This is a genomic window from Kitasatospora sp. NPDC087314, assembly GCF_044744365.1.
Taxonomy (GTDB): domain Bacteria; phylum Actinomycetota; class Actinomycetes; order Streptomycetales; family Streptomycetaceae; genus Kitasatospora.
The window spans coordinates 665,810-679,096 of the sequence record NZ_JBIUYE010000001.1; the positions used below are offsets into that span (position 1 = coordinate 665,810).

Genomic DNA, 13,287 nt, shown 5'->3' on the forward strand with positions numbered 1-13,287 from the left:
GCCGGGGGCGGTGGTGCGGCGGGGTGGGCTCAGATCACCGGACAGATGGCGCTGGACACGCGAAGGAGATCGACGTGGAGTCGACCTACTAGGGTGGTTCCGGCGCTCGGCATGGCAAGAGATTCGCACGGCGCGGGACCCGCGGTCCACTAACATCCGCATGGTGGACGCTGAAGTTTCGCCATGTGAGACTCCCGGCCATTCCCGCCGATCCCCGCGTCGGAGCCCGGCCACGCGCCCGCACCCCGGGGGAGATCAACCGGGCCGCCCCGGCCCGATACCGTTAGTCCTGTGGAAGCAGCAGGCGATACGAGCAGACCGAACCCCGAACGGCCCTCCCGGCGTCGGGGCAAGGGCGCCAGGCGTGCAGCCAAGCAGGCCACCTGGCACCGCACGGCGTGGGAGCTGGTCAAGGACACCACCAACACCTGCGTCGAGTACCGGGTCACCGGCCTCGCCGCGGAGGCCGCCTTCTTCACCCTGCTGTCGATCCCGCCGCTGCTCCTCGGACTGGCCGGCACCCTCGGCTACCTCGACGAGTTCCTCGGCGCCGGCACCATCGACCGGCTCAAGCACGACATCGTCTCGGCCGCCGGGACGGTCCTGTCGGACTCGTCCGTCAGGGAGATCGTGGTGCCCCTGCTGAACCAGGTGTTCGACCGCAGCCGGCCCGACCTCGTCTCGATCGGCTTCCTGCTGTCGCTGTGGTCCGGCTCCAGGGCGCTCTACATCTTCATCGACACCATCACCGTCATGTACGGGCTCGACGGCAAGCGAGGCATCGTCAAGACCCGGCTGATGTCGCTCGGCCTCTACCTCGGCGCCCTCGTCATCGGCTCCCTGGTGCTGCCGCTCCTGATGGCCGGACCCGGACTGGTCGAGAACGCCGTGCCCGGGATCGCCGGGCTGGTCGGCGCCGCGTACTGGCCGGTCGCCATCGTGCTGCTGATCGTCTCCCTGACCACCCTGTACCACCTGGCCGTCCCCGTCTCCACGCCCTGGCGCGAGGACATCCCCGGCGCCCTGGTCGCCCTGGTGGTGCTGGTCTTCTGCAGCGTGGCCCTGCGGATCTACCTGGTCAGCTCGGTCGAGGGCCCCTCGGTGTACGGCTCGCTGGCCGCGCCGGTGGCCGTGCTGCTGTGGATCTTCGTGGTCGCCCTGGCCGTCCTCATCGGCGCCGCCATGAACGCCGCCATAGACCGCCGCTGGCCCACCCTGGAGACCGCCGACGCGCGCGCCGAGAACGAGCGCGCCCACGAGGAGGCCGCCGCCGCCGTGGTCCGCGAGGTCGCCGCCCGGCGGGCCGCCGAACGGGCCCGGCGCGCCCGCGAACTCGGCCTCGCCGAAGGCGTCGAGGAGGAGTGGGGCGAGGAGGAGGCCGACGACGTCGAGGTCCCCTCCGAGTACCCCGAGCGCTGGGCCGACGTGCTGGCCGCCGAGAACGTCCGCGGCCGCCTCACCGCCCGCGGCGGGCCCCACCACCGGCCCGCGCCGCCCCCGCCGGACAGCGACCGGCCGACCGGGCCGCCGCCGGAGCGGCAGGCGCCGGACTACCCGCCCAGGCCGCCGTGGGAGCAGCAGCGGTAGGGGCTCCGGGGGCCACGACGCCACGACGGGCAGGGCCTCCTCCGCGGGATGCGGGGGAGGCCCTGTGCGTTTCCTGCGCGCTTCCTGTGCGGCCGTCACCTGGTGTTCGGCGGGTGCCGGGTGCGCGGGCGTCGGTCCGTGGGCCCGGGCGGGGCCCGGGTGGTCGGACGGGGGTCAGGCGGTGGCCGGGTTCGGCGGGAAGGGGGACTGCGGGGCCGGGGGGTACCCGTACCCGTACGCGGACGGCTCGGCCGGGGCGTGCGGGCCGGCCGGGTCCGCCCCCGTCGGCTCCGGGCCGGCCGGGTTCACGGAGATCGGGGCCGTCAGGGTCGAGCCGCGGGGCGGGGTCGGGCCCGGGGCCGCCGGGGCCGAGCCGCCCGGGGCCGCCGACCGGTCGGCCGGTCCGGCCTGCGCCGGGAGCGGATCGGGGCTCGGCGGCGCCGGCTCCAGGGCCGTCCGCCCGGCCGAGTCGCTCAGCTTGATCAGCAGCGCCACGATCAGCCAGTTCGCCAGCAGCGACGAGCCGCCCGCCGCCAGGAACGGCAGCGCCTTACCGGTCAGCGGCACCAGCCCGCTCACCCCGCCGACCACCACGAACACCTGCAGCGCCAGCGCCGTCGACAGCCCCGCCGCCAGCAGCTTGCCGAACGGGTCGGTCAAGCCGACCGCCGTCCGCAGCCCGCGCTGGACCAGCAGCAGGTACACCAGCAGCACCGCCGTCACCCCGGCCAGGCCCAACTCCTCGCCGATCGTGGTGAAGACGAAGTCGCTGCGCCCGGCGAAGCCGATCAGCCACGGTCGCCCCGAGCCCAGGCCCGTCCCGGTCAGGTGCCCGGTGCCCAGGCTGAACAGCGCCTCGGCGGGCTGGTCGGAGATGATCGCCGGGTCGTGGTGCTCCTTGTAGATGTCGAGCGGGTGCAGCCAGGCCTCGACGCGCCCGTGCACGTGCGGTTCCACGGTGCCGACCACCGCCGCTCCGCCGACCGCCATCAGCACGCCGAGCACCACCCAGCTGGTCCGCTCGGTCGCCACGTACAGCATCACGACGAAGACGCCGAAGAAGATCAGCGAGGTGCCGAGGTCGCGCTCGAAGACCAGCACCAGCAGGCTGACCACCCAGATCGCCAGCACCGGGCCGACGTGCCGCCCGCGCGGCAGGGTCATCCCCCAGATCTTCCGGCCGGCCAGCGCGAGCGCGTCCCGGGACGCCATCAGGTAGCCGGCGAAGAAGATCGTGATCGCGACCTTCACGAACTCGTCCGGCTCGAAGGAGAGCCCGAACAGGCGGATCCAGCGCTTGGCGCCGAAGTCCTCCGCCCGGCCGGGGAAGAACGCGGGCGCCGCCAGCAGGATCAGTGCCCCCGTCATCAGCAGGTACACGTACCGCTGGAAGAACCGGTGGTGCTTGATCAGCACGATCAGCGCGATCGCCACCGCGACCGAGATGAACACCCACATCAGCTGCGAGGGCGCGGCCGGGAGCTTCTGGTAGTCGCCCTTCCTGGCGTGCGCCGCCGCGTAGGAGATGTCCAGCCGGTCCAGCAGCATCAGCCCGAAGCCGGTCAGGAAGACGCCCAAGGGCAGGATCAGCGGATCCGCGTAGGGGGCGAACCGCCGCACCGCCAGATGTGCCGCCCCGGCCAGTCCGCCCAGGGCCAGGCCGTGTACCAGCAGTCCGTGCGGCATCTTGCCGGTCAGTGCCAGATCGGCGTTGATGTGTCCCGCCAGACAGACGGCCACCGCGAGCGCCAGCAGGCCCAACTCGATGTTGCGGTGGCGCGTCGCCAGCCGGCGGCCCTCGCCGCGTGCAGTGCTGTGCACCCTTGTCGTCCCCTTGTCATCACCCGCGCGGCCGGTATCGCCGACGGTGCATCCTGCCAGACGAACGGGGCTCTCCGCCGGTTGCGATCCGAGGGGTATCGAGGCCGGAACTTTGCCCGGGCAAAGCTTTGTTCAGGCTCGGTAAAGCTTTGTTCAGCTGCGGGTATAGAGGTGGGCCCCGGGCGCGGCGGGCCCCGTCCGGGAGGCCATCATGGCCGGGCGCCGTGGTCCGACCCGCGGCGCCCGACGGCCGACCGGACGGCGCCGCCGGCGGCGGGGCGCGATACGAGGTGAGCGGACGGATGGACGGCGCGGTGCGAGTGCTCGCCTACAGCGGACCGCCGCCCTGGCAGTGGTCCGACCTGGCCACCTCGTGGACGGCCGAACCGCTCGTGCTCGCCCTCTCGGTGCTGCTCGCCGGCTGGTACCTGTCCGCGGTGCGCGCCGTCCACCGGGCCGGCGGCGAGCGCTGGCAGCCGTCCCGCACCGCCGCCTTCCTCGGCGGGCTGCTGCTGTGGATCTGGTGCACCTGCTCCGGCCTCGGCGTGTACGAGCGGATCCTGTTCACCGACCGGGCCGTCCAGGTCGTGCTGCTGCTCATGGTCGTCCCGCTGCTGCTCGCGCTCGGCGCACCGGTCTCGCTGCTGGTCGCGGCCGCGCCGCCGGCCCGGCGGGAGCGGATCCTGCGGGTGCTGCGCAGCGGGCCCTCCAAGGTGCTGATGTTCCCGGCCGTCTCCACCGCGCTGCTGATGGCTCCGCCGTGGCTGCTCTACTTCACGCCCTGGTACGAGGAGTCGGTGTCCAGCGCGTTCGGGAACGTGCTGCTGCACCTGGCGCTGGTGCTGCTCGGCCTGGCCTACTTCTGGCCGCGGCTGCAGATCGACCCGGTCGGGCACGAGTACCCGCACCTGGTCGGGTTGTTCATCACCTTCGCCGAGGTGATCTTCGACGCGGGGCTCGGGCTGGTGCTGATCTACGGCGGCCACCTGGTCGCCGAGCACTACTACGTGGCGCTCGGGCGGCCGTGGGGGCCGAGTCTGGCGCAGGACCAGACCTGGGGCGGCAACGCGTTCTGGGTGCTGGGCGACCTGGTCGGACTGCCGTTCCTGGCCGCGCTGGTGCGGCGGATGGTGGTGCAGGGGCGGGAGGAGATCAAGGCCGTGGACGCCGAGCTGGACGCCCGCTTCGAGGCGGCGGCGGCCCAGGCGCAGGCGGCGGGGCTGCCGGTCGAGGAGGAAGCCGGGATGCGGCCCTGGTGGCTGGACGACCCGAACCTCAAGCACCGGTACGGCGGATAGGCGGCCCTGGCCCCGGCGCTTTTGCAGGGCCAATGTTGGCCCGTGCGCTGCGTTTGCGCCGCGTTTTCGCAGGTCAAAAACCGGTTGGCCCGGGCGGGCCGGTCGGCTAGCGTTTGTCGCGTCCGGTTCGGGGGCCGTTGTGGCCGCCCCGAGGAGTAGAGAGCAGGAGGTGGACCCCGTGGTCGTTGTCGCCCCGATAGCTGCCCAGGGCAGCACTCGCGTTCACCTCCTTTTCCCGGCCGCCGGCTGACCTTTCCGCGCCAGCCGCTGCCCGCCGGGATGATCTCCTCCCGAAGGGCCCACTGCGTTGTTCAACGCTGCCTCCGTTTCGTCGTCCTCTTTCTCTTCTCTTTCCTCGCTCTCCTCCGGTGACTCGCCGCTGCCGCTGTCCGGCTACGGCTGGACGGCAGAGCTCGCCGAGCAGTTCGCGCCGCTCGCCGAGGCCGGGTTGGTCCCGGCCCGGATCGTCCGGGTCGACCGCGGCCAGTGCGACGCCGTGCTCGCGGATCCGGAGACGGGCGAGCCGCGCACCGTCCGGCTCGACACCCGCCCGGTCGGCGACGCCGACATGATCAACTGCCCGTGCACCGGCGACTGGGCCGCCGTCGACCTCCACGCCCAGCCGATGGCGGCCGTGGTGGCGCTGCTGCCCCGCTCGACCGCGATCATCCGCAAGGTGGCCGGCAAGCGCTCCGACGGCCAGGTGCTGGCCGCCAACGTCGACACCGTCCAGATCGCCGCGTCCCTCGCGGCCGATCCCGACCTCGGCCGGATCGAGCGCTTCCTCGCCCTGGCCTGGGAGTCCGGCGCCGAACCCCTGGTCGTCCTCACCAAGGCCGATCTGGTGGACGACGCCGAGTTCATCCGCGCCGACGTCGAGGCGATCGCGCCCGGCGTCACCGTGCTCGTGGTCAGTGCCGAGACCGACGAGGGCATGGACGTGCTGCGCGCCTGCACGCCCGGCACCACGGCCGTGATCGGCCAGTCCGGTGTCGGCAAGTCCACGCTCACCAACGCGCTCGCCGGCGTCGAGGCGATGGCCGTCCAGGAGGCCCGCTCGGTGGACCAGAAGGGCCGCCACACCACGACCACCCGCGAGCTGGTCCTGCTGCCCGGCGGGGGCGTGCTCATCGACACCCCCGGGCTGCGCGAGGTCGGCCTCTACGGTGGCGAGGGCGTGGACCTGGCCTTCGCCGACATCGCCGAGCTGGCCGAGGACTGCCGGTTCCACGACTGCGGCCACCACACCGAGCCCGGCTGCGCGGTGCAGGCCGCGCTGGCCGACGGCACCCTGCCGCAGCGCCGGATGGACAGCTACCTCAAGCTCCAGCGCGAGAACGAGTGGATCGCCTCCCGCTCGGACGCCCGGGTGGCCAAGGCCCGGTTGAACAAGTGGAAGGCGATCACCAAGTCGATGCGAGCGGCGGGAGGTCCGGTGAAGCGCTGACCAGGCCCGCTCGGCTTGACCCCTCGCACCGATCGGCCGCCGGCCCGGCCGATCGGTGCGAGTCGGGGTCGACACGGTGATGTCTGATTCCCGCCAGTCACCCCTCACCCGGTGCCGCAGACTGGACAACGTGATCGACGACGACATCCGGTATCGAGCCGTGGACAGCCGCGACGCCCGCTTTGACGGCGTCTTCTTCACGGCCGTCACCTCGACCGGCATCTACTGCCGACCGAGCTGCCCCGCCGTGACCCCCAAGCGCGTGAACTGCGTCTTCTACCCCAGCGCCGCAGCCGCCCAGGGGGCGGGCTTCCGCGCCTGCCGCCGCTGCCGCCCCGACTCCGTACCGGGCTCGCCGGAGTGGAACCACCGTGCCGACCTGGTCGGCCGCGCGATGCGGCTGATCGGCGACGGCGTGGTGGACCGCGAGGGCGTCGCAGGCCTGGCCGGCCGCCTCGGCTACAGCGCCCGCCAGCTCCAGCGCCAGCTCATCGCCGAGCTGGGCGCCGGCCCGATCGCCCTGGCCCGAGCCCGCCGCGCCCAGACCGCCCGCCTGCTGCTCCAGACCACCGAACTACCGGTCACCGACATCGCGTTCGCGGCCGGCTTCGCCTCGGTGCGGCAGTTCAACGACACCGTCCGCGAGGTCTACGACCGCACCCCCACCGGGCTGCGCGCCGAGGTCGCCGCCGGCCGCCGCAGCGCGACCCCGGCCGGCGGCCTCACCCTGCGGCTGGCCTACCGCGGCGCGCTCGACAGCGACCACCTGATCGACTTCCTCGCCCTGCGCGCCGTCCCCGGTGTGGAGGAGGTCGTCCCCGGTGCCCGTCCCGGCGTCCGCACCTACCGGCGCACCCTCGCGCTCCCGTACGGGCACGGCATCGCCGAGGTCGACGGGCTGGCGCCGGGCGAACCGCGCACCCGCGGCTGGCTCGACTGCCGCCTGCTGCTCGCCGACCTGCGCGACCTGCCGACCGCCGTCCAGCGCCTGCGCGGCCTGTTCGACCTGGACGCCGACCCGGACGCGGTCGACGAGCAGCTCGGCGCCGACCCGGTGCTCGGCCCGTTGGTCCGGGAGCGCCCCGGTCTTCGTTCGCCCGGCCACGTGGACCCGCACGAGCTGGCCGTCCGCGCCGTCCTCGGCCAGCAGATCACGGTCGGCGCCGCCCGTACCCTGGCCGGCCGGCTCGCCGAGAAGTACGGCACCGCGCTGCCCGAGCCGAACGGCGGCCTGCGGTTGCTGTTCCCGACCGCGGCGGTGCTGGCCACCGCCGACCCCGAGGACTTCGCGATGCCCGCCGCCCGCCGTCTCGCGCTCACCGGCCTCTGCGCCGCCCTGGCCGAAGGGGTGGTCCGGCTCGACGGCGGCGTGGACCGGGAGGAGGCCGCGGCCCGACTGCTGGCCCTGCCCGGCATCGGCCCATGGACCGTCGGCTACCTGAGGATGCGGGCCCTCGCCGACCCCGACGTCTTCCTCCCGAGCGACGTGGGCGTCAAGCACGGCCTCACCCGGCTCGGCGCCCCCGGCGACCCGAAGAACGCCGCTCGCGCGGCCGAGGCGTGGGCCCCTTGGCGCTCCTACGCCGTCCACCGACTGTGGGCCGGGCCCGCGAGCACCAGCACTGGAACGGAGAACGCACAGCAATGAACACCACCGTCTACACCACCATGGAGAGCCCGTTCGGTCGGCTGCTGCTGAGCGGCGTCCGACCCGAGGACGGCGGTGCGGCCGCGCTGGCCACCGTCACCGCGCCCGGTCAGAAGTACGCGCTCGCCGAGCCCGCCGACGACTGGGTCCTCGACCCGGAGGCGCTCGCCGAGCCGGTCGCCCAGCTGACCGCCTACTTCGCGGGCGAGCGCACCACCTTCGACCTCCCGCTCGCCCCGGTGGGCACCGAGTTCCGCCGCCGGATCTGGGCCGCCCTGGACGAGATCCCGTACGGCGAGACCGTCACCTACGGTCAACTCGCCGATCTGGCCGGGGAGTCGCCGCGCGCGGTGCGGGCGGTCGGCGGCGCGGTGGGCGCCAACCCGCTGCTCATCGTCCGCCCCTGCCACCGCGTCATGGGCGCCAACGGCTCGCTGACGGGCTTCGCGGCGGGCGTGGACCGCAAGCGCCGGCTGCTGGAGCTGGAGAGCGGCACGCTGTTCTAGGGCGTGCTCGGTTCTAGAGCATGCTCGCCGGGGCCCGCAGGTCTACCCGCCAGTTGTGGCTGCGCATGAACCGCCCGGGCGGGAACTCGAAGTCCGTCTCGCCGACGAGGCTGAACCCGGCCTTCGCGCAGACCGCGTTGGAGGCCGGGTGGTCCACCGAGGGGAAGGCGTGCAGGTACCGGTGGGCGGCCTCGCGGCGGGCGGCCGCGACGGCGGCACGGGTGGCTGCGCCGGCGATGCCGTGACCCTGGTGGCCGGGCAGGACGTTCCACCCCATCTCATGGACGGTCTCGCCCTCCCACGTGCGGGTGCCGTAGCCGACGGTGCCGACGGCTTCGCCCTCGGGAAGCAGCACGATCCGGTACATGCAGCCCAGGCCGGACGGGACGAAGTCCAGATAGCGCCGGTGCCGGACGAGCAGCTGCTCCGGGCTCTCCGGGCCGCCGACGTGCTTCTTCATCTCCGGGGTGTTGACCCGGCGCAGCAGCGCGAGGTCGGCGTCCGTCCAGGGCTCGATCAGTACCCGTGCTGTGGTCATACCAGGGACGGTAGTGGTCCGTACGGGCCGGTGACCAGCGGTTTTGGCGACCGGCGCGTGAGGCGGTGCCGCCGGGCGCCCGGGGGTTCTCAGCCCTGTTCGGGGCCCTGGCCCGGCTCGGCCAGGGCGCGGGCGAGTTGTTCGAGGGCGGGCAGGGCGTGGACGACGGCGTCGCGGTCGGCGGGGGCGAGGGTGCCGAGGGCGGTGGCGATGCGGCGCTCGTGGGCGCGCTGCCAGTCGTCGAGCTGGCGCCGGCCGGCCGGGGTGAGGGCGATGCGGGCGGTGCGGCGGTCGCCGGGGTCGGCCTGGCGGTCGACGAACCCGGCTTCGAGGAGTTTGCCGACCAGCCCGCTGACGGTGTTCGGGGCGAGCCGCTGCCGGGCGGCGAGTTCGCCGACCCGCAGGGGCGCGGCGGCGAGCGTCTGGAGGAGTTCGACCTGCGCCATGGGCAGGGACTCCCACGGGTAGTCGGTGCGGATGCTGCTGCGCAGGGCACGGCGCAGCCGGGTGACGGTGTCGGTGAGCCGCCGGGCGTGTTCGACCGCTGCTTCGGGGGTTTCGGTGGCGGGGTCGGGAACGTGTGGTGACGACGGCATGGCGGACAGCGTATCGCCTGGTACGGGCCGGTCCGGCGGCGCTGTCCGCCCCTTGGTCGCCCTCCTCCGGGACTCCCGTCGGAGGGCGATCAGCTCGTAGAAAGAACATGTCTGCATCAGATATATTTGTCCCATGAACGCCACCGCCCTTGCCGCGAGGCTGCTCACCGAGCGGCCCCGGCCGCGCGGCATAGCCGGCTGGCGCCACGCCCACTGGCTGGCCGTCGCCACCGTCTGCCTCGGCGCCTTCCTCGGACAGCTCACCGCCAGCGTCACCGCCCTCGTCTTCCCGGCCCTCGGCAGGCACTTCGACGCAGGCTTCGCGGCCGTCGAGTGGGTCGCCCTCGCCTACCTCCTGGTGCTGGTCGCCCTGCTCGCCCCGGTCGGCTGGCTCTCCGACCTGGTCGGCCGCAAGACCATGTACCTCGGTGGCTTCGCCGTCTTCGCGCTGGCCTCGCTCGGCGCCGGATGCGCCGGCAGCCTGGGCGTCCTGGTCGGCTTCCGGGCCGTTCAGGCGGTCGGGGGCGCGATGATGCAGGCCAACAGCGTCGCGCTGGTGGCGCGCGGCGTCCCGGAGCACGCCATGCGGCGCGCGCTCGGCATCCAGGCGGCCGCGCAGGGGCTCGGCCTGGCGCTCGGCCCCAGCCTCGGCGGGCTGCTGGTGGAGCACGCCTCCTGGCGGTGGGTGTTCTGGATCAACGTGCCGATCGGGGTGCTCGGCATCCTGGCCGGCTGGTTCCTGCTGCCCCGCACCAGGGTCGGGAGCCCGCTCGTGACGCGTGCCGGGAGCGCCCTCGCGGTTTCCGCCGACAGGGTGCCCGCTGACAGGGTGCCCGCTGACAGGGTGCCCGCCGACAGCGGGCCCGCCGGGAGCCCGCTCGCGCGAGCCGTCGCGAGCTCCCCGGCGGACGGCGCGGACGGCCGCTTCGACCTGCCCGGCCTCCTGCTGCTCACCGGCTCCACCACCGCGCTGCTGCTCGCCCTGTCCACCGCATCCGGACTGCCATTGCCCGGCTGGGCCGTCGCCGCCCTGCTGCTCGCCGCCGTCGTCCTCGCGCTCGGGCTGGTCCGGCAGGAGCGGCGGGCCGCCCGGCCGATCCTCGCGCCCGGCCTGGTCAACACCCCCGGGGTGCGATCCGGCCTGTTGGTCTCGCTGATCGGCTACCTGCTGCTGTTCTGCCCGCTCGTGCTCGGCCCGGTGCTGCTCACCGGTGCGGGCGTGCCGATGGCTCGGGCGGGCCTGCTGATCACCCTGCTGCCCGCCGCGTTCGCGCTCGCCGCGACCGTCGGCGGCGCGCTGCTGCCGCGCGGCTGGTCGGACGTCGCCCGCTGCCGTGCCGGCGCGGTGCTCGCGGGCGCCGGGCTGCTGCTGTTCGCCCTGGTGCCGGTCTCCGGACCGGCCGTGGCGGCCCCGCTGCTGCTCGCCGGCTACGGGCTGGGCTTGCTGCTGCCCGCCAACAACGCGCTGGTGATGCGGGCGATCCCGGCCCAGTGTTCGGCGGTCGGCGGCGGCATGGTGAACATGGCCCGCAGCCTCGGGACGGCGCTCGGCACCGCGCTGCCTGTCCTCGGCGTCCACCTGGCGGGCGCGGCGTCCGGCGGCCGGACGGTGCTGCTCGCCCTCGCGGCGGTCGCGGTGGCGGCCGTCGCCTTGACCCGGCCGGTCCGCCAGGCCTGAGCCTTCCGCCTTGCCTGAGTCTCCGTGAGGCCGGAGGTTTCCGTGGGGCCCGGCCCTATGCCTCCGTACGGACGTTCAGGGCGTCCTGGGCCCGGTTGAGGCCGCGCCGTACCAGGGTCTCCAGCGCGTCCGCGCACCGGTCCAACACTCCGGGCAGGTCGGCCCGTTCGGCGTCCGAGAACTTCTTCAGCACGAAGTCGCCGATGCTCTGCCCCTTCGGCGGGCGCCCGATGCCGAAGCGCAGCCGTACGAAGTCGCGGGTGCCGAGCACCTCGCCCACCGAACGCACGCCGTTGTGGCCGCCGGGGCCGCCGCCGCGCTTGAGCTTTCCGGTGCCGAACGCGAAGTCGAGGTCGTCCTGCACGACCACCAGGTGCTCGACCGGGACGCCGTGGCGCCGCATCAGGCCGGCCACCGGGCGGCCGGACAGGTTGATGAACCACTGCGGCTTGGCCAGCACCACCCGGTGGCCGTCCACCTCGATCACCGCCACCAGGGCGCCGATCCCGCGCCGCCGGAACCGCGCGCCGTACCGTTCGGCGAGTCGCTCCACGGTCAGGAAGCCCGCATTGTGCCGGGTCAGCCGGAACCACGGGCCAGGGTTGCCCAGTCCGACGATCAGCCAGGGCGCGTCGGGGGTCATCCGGATCTCCAGGGGCTCTCGGCGGACGCCGGACGGCCGGGGCGCGGTACGGACGGGACGGGACCGTCGACCGCGCTCCGGCCGTCCGGGGAACAGCGGGGCGAGGGGGCGGATCAGGAGTCGGGCACGCCGGGGGCGGCGCCGCGCTCCTGGAGCATGTCGGTCATCAGCTGCATCTCCGAGGTCTGGGCGACCACCATCGACTGGGCGAGCCGCTTCTCGGCGTCGTTCTTCGCCAGGTCCACATAGCCCTGGGCCATCTCGACGCCGCCCTTGTGGTGCTCGATCATCAGCTGCAGGTAGTACACCTCGGCGTCCCGGCCGCGGAGTGAACGCAGCTTCGCCAGCTGGGTGTTGGTGGCCATGCCGGGCATCAGCGAACCGTCGTGGGCCTGGTAGTCGTGGCCCATCTTCATCCACGCCATCGGCTTGGCGGTCGAGTGCTGCGACAACCCCCACTGGTCGATCCAGCCCATCATCATCCCGCGCTGGTTGGCCTGGGTGTTGATGATGTCGAAGGCCAGGGTGCGCGTCGGGTCGTCGCTGGTGCGGTCCCGGACGATGAACGACAGGTCCACCGCCTGCTGGTGGTGGGTCGCCATGTCACGGGCGAACCCGGCCTCGGGCGAGTCGTCCGCCGGGACGGCCACCGAGGCCGACCCGGACGCCGACGTCCCGCTCGCCACTAGGGCGGGCACCCCGAGCACCAGCGCGAGCGCGGCGGCCAGCGCGGCCGGCCACCACAGCCGACGGCGGGCCGGGCGGGACGCCTCGGCCTCGCCGGCGAACTCCTCGGAGGCGTTCGCGGCGTTCGCGGCGTTCGCGGCGGTGATCTCGGAGCCGTCCTCGGGGAGGCCCGAGCCGGCGGTCACATCTGCCCCATGGTGCAGGAGGCGCCCGGCTCCTGGGTCTGCTTGCCCTGGACGTACTTGGTGAAGAACTGGTTCACCCGGGGGTCGCTGGCGCTGTCCACGATCAGCTGGGTGCTCCAGGCGTTCAGGGTGATGGTGCCCTTCTCGTCCGGGTACGGGCTCATCAGCGAGTACGGGGTGGTCTTGACCTTGTCGGACAGGGTCTTGATGTCGTCCGGCGTCGCCTTGCCGTTGTACGTCACCCAGACCGCGCCGTGCTCCAGTGAGTGGACGGCGCGCTCGTTCTCGACCGGCTGGTCGTAGACGTGGCCCATGCAGTCCAGCCAGATGGCGTTGTGGTCGCCGCCGACCGGCGGGGTCATCGGGTAGCTGACCTTGTCCTTGACGTGGTTGCGGCTCAGGTCGCCGAAGGTCTGCACGCCCGGGATGTCCGCGTTGGCGGCGGCCTGCTTGTCCTTCTTGCTCTGGTTGGCGTCCATGACGATCCAGGTGCCGGCGGCGATCGCGCCGATCACCAGCACACCGGCCGTCACCGAGGCGATGATCTTGTTGCGGCGGTCACGGCGCTGCTCGACGGCGCGCAGCTCGGCTATCCGGGCGCGGCGGTCGTTCGTGCCGGGCTTGCCGGACTGCTTCGAGGCGGAACCCATGGT

The 13,287-nt window shown here is 73.5% G+C and carries 13 protein-coding genes; 6 read left to right on the top strand and 7 right to left on the bottom strand.

The window, feature by feature from the left end; genetic code table 11:
* Nucleotides 1-29: 29 nt before the first annotated feature.
* The gene (locus tag ACIO5E_RS03050; protein ID WP_329492070.1) at nucleotides 30-113 is read right to left on the bottom strand and encodes a putative leader peptide; all 84 of its coding nucleotides are present in this window, start codon (nucleotides 111-113) and stop codon (nucleotides 30-32) included.
* A 178-nt stretch (nucleotides 114-291) separates the two neighbouring features.
* Between ACIO5E_RS03050 and ACIO5E_RS03055 the strand changes: the two genes are divergently transcribed.
* Complete coding sequence (locus ACIO5E_RS03055) at nucleotides 292-1,587, top strand: YihY/virulence factor BrkB family protein (protein WP_400662932.1); 1,296 nt, start codon at nucleotides 292-294, stop codon at nucleotides 1,585-1,587.
* Between the two features lie 174 nt (nucleotides 1,588-1,761).
* Here ACIO5E_RS03055 and ACIO5E_RS03060 read toward each other — a convergent pair whose 3' ends face one another.
* Nucleotides 1,762-3,408 carry an FtsW/RodA/SpoVE family cell cycle protein gene (locus tag ACIO5E_RS03060; protein WP_400662934.1) on the bottom strand — a complete coding sequence of 549 codons (1,647 nt, stop codon included), beginning with the start codon at nucleotides 3,406-3,408 and terminating at the stop codon, nucleotides 1,762-1,764.
* A gap of 302 nt (nucleotides 3,409-3,710) precedes the next feature.
* Between ACIO5E_RS03060 and ACIO5E_RS03065 the strand changes: the two genes are divergently transcribed.
* The 4 genes from ACIO5E_RS03065 (at nucleotide 3,711) to ACIO5E_RS03080 (ending at nucleotide 8,307) form a co-directional block, all read left to right on the top strand.
* The gene (locus tag ACIO5E_RS03065; RefSeq protein ID WP_400662937.1) at nucleotides 3,711-4,706 is read left to right on the top strand and encodes a cytochrome c oxidase assembly protein; all 996 of its coding nucleotides are present in this window, start codon (nucleotides 3,711-3,713) and stop codon (nucleotides 4,704-4,706) included.
* A 307-nt stretch (nucleotides 4,707-5,013) separates the two neighbouring features.
* On the top strand, nucleotides 5,014-6,153 hold the full coding sequence (gene rsgA / locus ACIO5E_RS03070) for a ribosome small subunit-dependent GTPase A (protein ID WP_400662940.1): 1,140 nt from the start codon (nucleotides 5,014-5,016) through the stop codon (nucleotides 6,151-6,153).
* Nucleotides 6,154-6,232: 79 nt separating this feature from the next.
* Nucleotides 6,233-7,801: a DNA-3-methyladenine glycosylase 2 family protein gene (locus ACIO5E_RS03075; protein ID WP_400662942.1), complete on the top strand. Its 1,569-nt coding sequence runs from the start codon at nucleotides 6,233-6,235 to the stop codon at nucleotides 7,799-7,801.
* Complete coding sequence (locus ACIO5E_RS03080; protein ID WP_400662945.1) at nucleotides 7,798-8,307, top strand: methylated-DNA--[protein]-cysteine S-methyltransferase; 510 nt, start codon at nucleotides 7,798-7,800, stop codon at nucleotides 8,305-8,307. Before ACIO5E_RS03075 ends, ACIO5E_RS03080 begins: the two co-directional genes overlap by 4 nt.
* 13 nt (nucleotides 8,308-8,320) lie before the next feature.
* On the opposite strand, the gene ACIO5E_RS03085 is transcribed toward ACIO5E_RS03080, so the two are convergent.
* Both ACIO5E_RS03085 and ACIO5E_RS03090 read right to left on the bottom strand, forming a co-directional pair.
* A complete protein-coding gene (locus ACIO5E_RS03085) occupies nucleotides 8,321-8,845 on the bottom strand; it encodes a GNAT family N-acetyltransferase (RefSeq protein WP_400662948.1) in 525 nt (174 codons plus the stop codon).
* An 89-nt stretch (nucleotides 8,846-8,934) separates the two neighbouring features.
* Nucleotides 8,935-9,441, bottom strand: a complete 507-nt coding sequence (locus ACIO5E_RS03090; protein WP_400662950.1) for a MarR family winged helix-turn-helix transcriptional regulator — start codon at nucleotides 9,439-9,441, stop codon at nucleotides 8,935-8,937.
* A gap of 133 nt (nucleotides 9,442-9,574) precedes the next feature.
* Here ACIO5E_RS03090 and ACIO5E_RS03095 point away from each other — a divergent pair, with 133 nt between their 5' ends.
* Complete coding sequence (locus ACIO5E_RS03095) at nucleotides 9,575-11,119, top strand: MFS transporter (RefSeq protein ID WP_400662953.1); 1,545 nt, start codon at nucleotides 9,575-9,577, stop codon at nucleotides 11,117-11,119.
* Between the two features lie 55 nt (nucleotides 11,120-11,174).
* On the opposite strand, the gene pth is transcribed toward ACIO5E_RS03095, so the two are convergent.
* The 3 genes from pth to ACIO5E_RS03110 all read right to left on the bottom strand — a co-directional run bounded on the left by pth (nucleotide 11,175) and on the right by ACIO5E_RS03110 (nucleotide 13,284).
* Complete coding sequence (gene pth / locus ACIO5E_RS03100; protein WP_400662956.1) at nucleotides 11,175-11,762, bottom strand: aminoacyl-tRNA hydrolase; 588 nt, start codon at nucleotides 11,760-11,762, stop codon at nucleotides 11,175-11,177.
* 113 nt (nucleotides 11,763-11,875) lie between these two features.
* A complete protein-coding gene (locus ACIO5E_RS03105; RefSeq protein WP_400662960.1) occupies nucleotides 11,876-12,634 on the bottom strand; it encodes a DUF305 domain-containing protein in 759 nt (252 codons plus the stop codon).
* Complete coding sequence (locus tag ACIO5E_RS03110; protein WP_400662962.1) at nucleotides 12,631-13,284, bottom strand: DUF3105 domain-containing protein; 654 nt, start codon at nucleotides 13,282-13,284, stop codon at nucleotides 12,631-12,633. The genes ACIO5E_RS03105 and ACIO5E_RS03110 overlap by 4 nt, the downstream gene beginning before the upstream one ends.
* Between the last annotated feature and the right edge of the window lie 3 nt (nucleotides 13,285-13,287).

Bases quoted from the DNA above. Each gene is read 5' to 3' on its own strand.
- ACIO5E_RS03050 (WP_329492070.1), bottom strand. From the start codon at position 113: ATGCCGAGCGCCGGAACCACCCTAGTAGGTCGACTCCACGTCGATCTC.
- ACIO5E_RS03090 (WP_400662950.1), bottom strand. From the start codon at position 9,441: ATGCCGTCGTCACCACACGTTCCCGACCCCGCCACCGAAACCCCCGAA.
- ACIO5E_RS03065 (WP_400662937.1), top strand. From the start codon at position 3,711: ATGGACGGCGCGGTGCGAGTGCTCGCCTACAGCGGACCGCCGCCCTGG.
- ACIO5E_RS03085 (WP_400662948.1), bottom strand. From the start codon at position 8,845: ATGACCACAGCACGGGTACTGATCGAGCCCTGGACGGACGCCGACCTC.
- ACIO5E_RS03075 (WP_400662942.1), top strand. From the start codon at position 6,233: ATGTCTGATTCCCGCCAGTCACCCCTCACCCGGTGCCGCAGACTGGAC.
- ACIO5E_RS03095 (WP_400662953.1), top strand. From the start codon at position 9,575: ATGAACGCCACCGCCCTTGCCGCGAGGCTGCTCACCGAGCGGCCCCGG.
- ACIO5E_RS03110 (WP_400662962.1), bottom strand. From the start codon at position 13,284: ATGGGTTCCGCCTCGAAGCAGTCCGGCAAGCCCGGCACGAACGACCGC.
- pth (WP_400662956.1), bottom strand. From the start codon at position 11,762: ATGACCCCCGACGCGCCCTGGCTGATCGTCGGACTGGGCAACCCTGGC.
- ACIO5E_RS03080 (WP_400662945.1), top strand. From the start codon at position 7,798: ATGAACACCACCGTCTACACCACCATGGAGAGCCCGTTCGGTCGGCTG.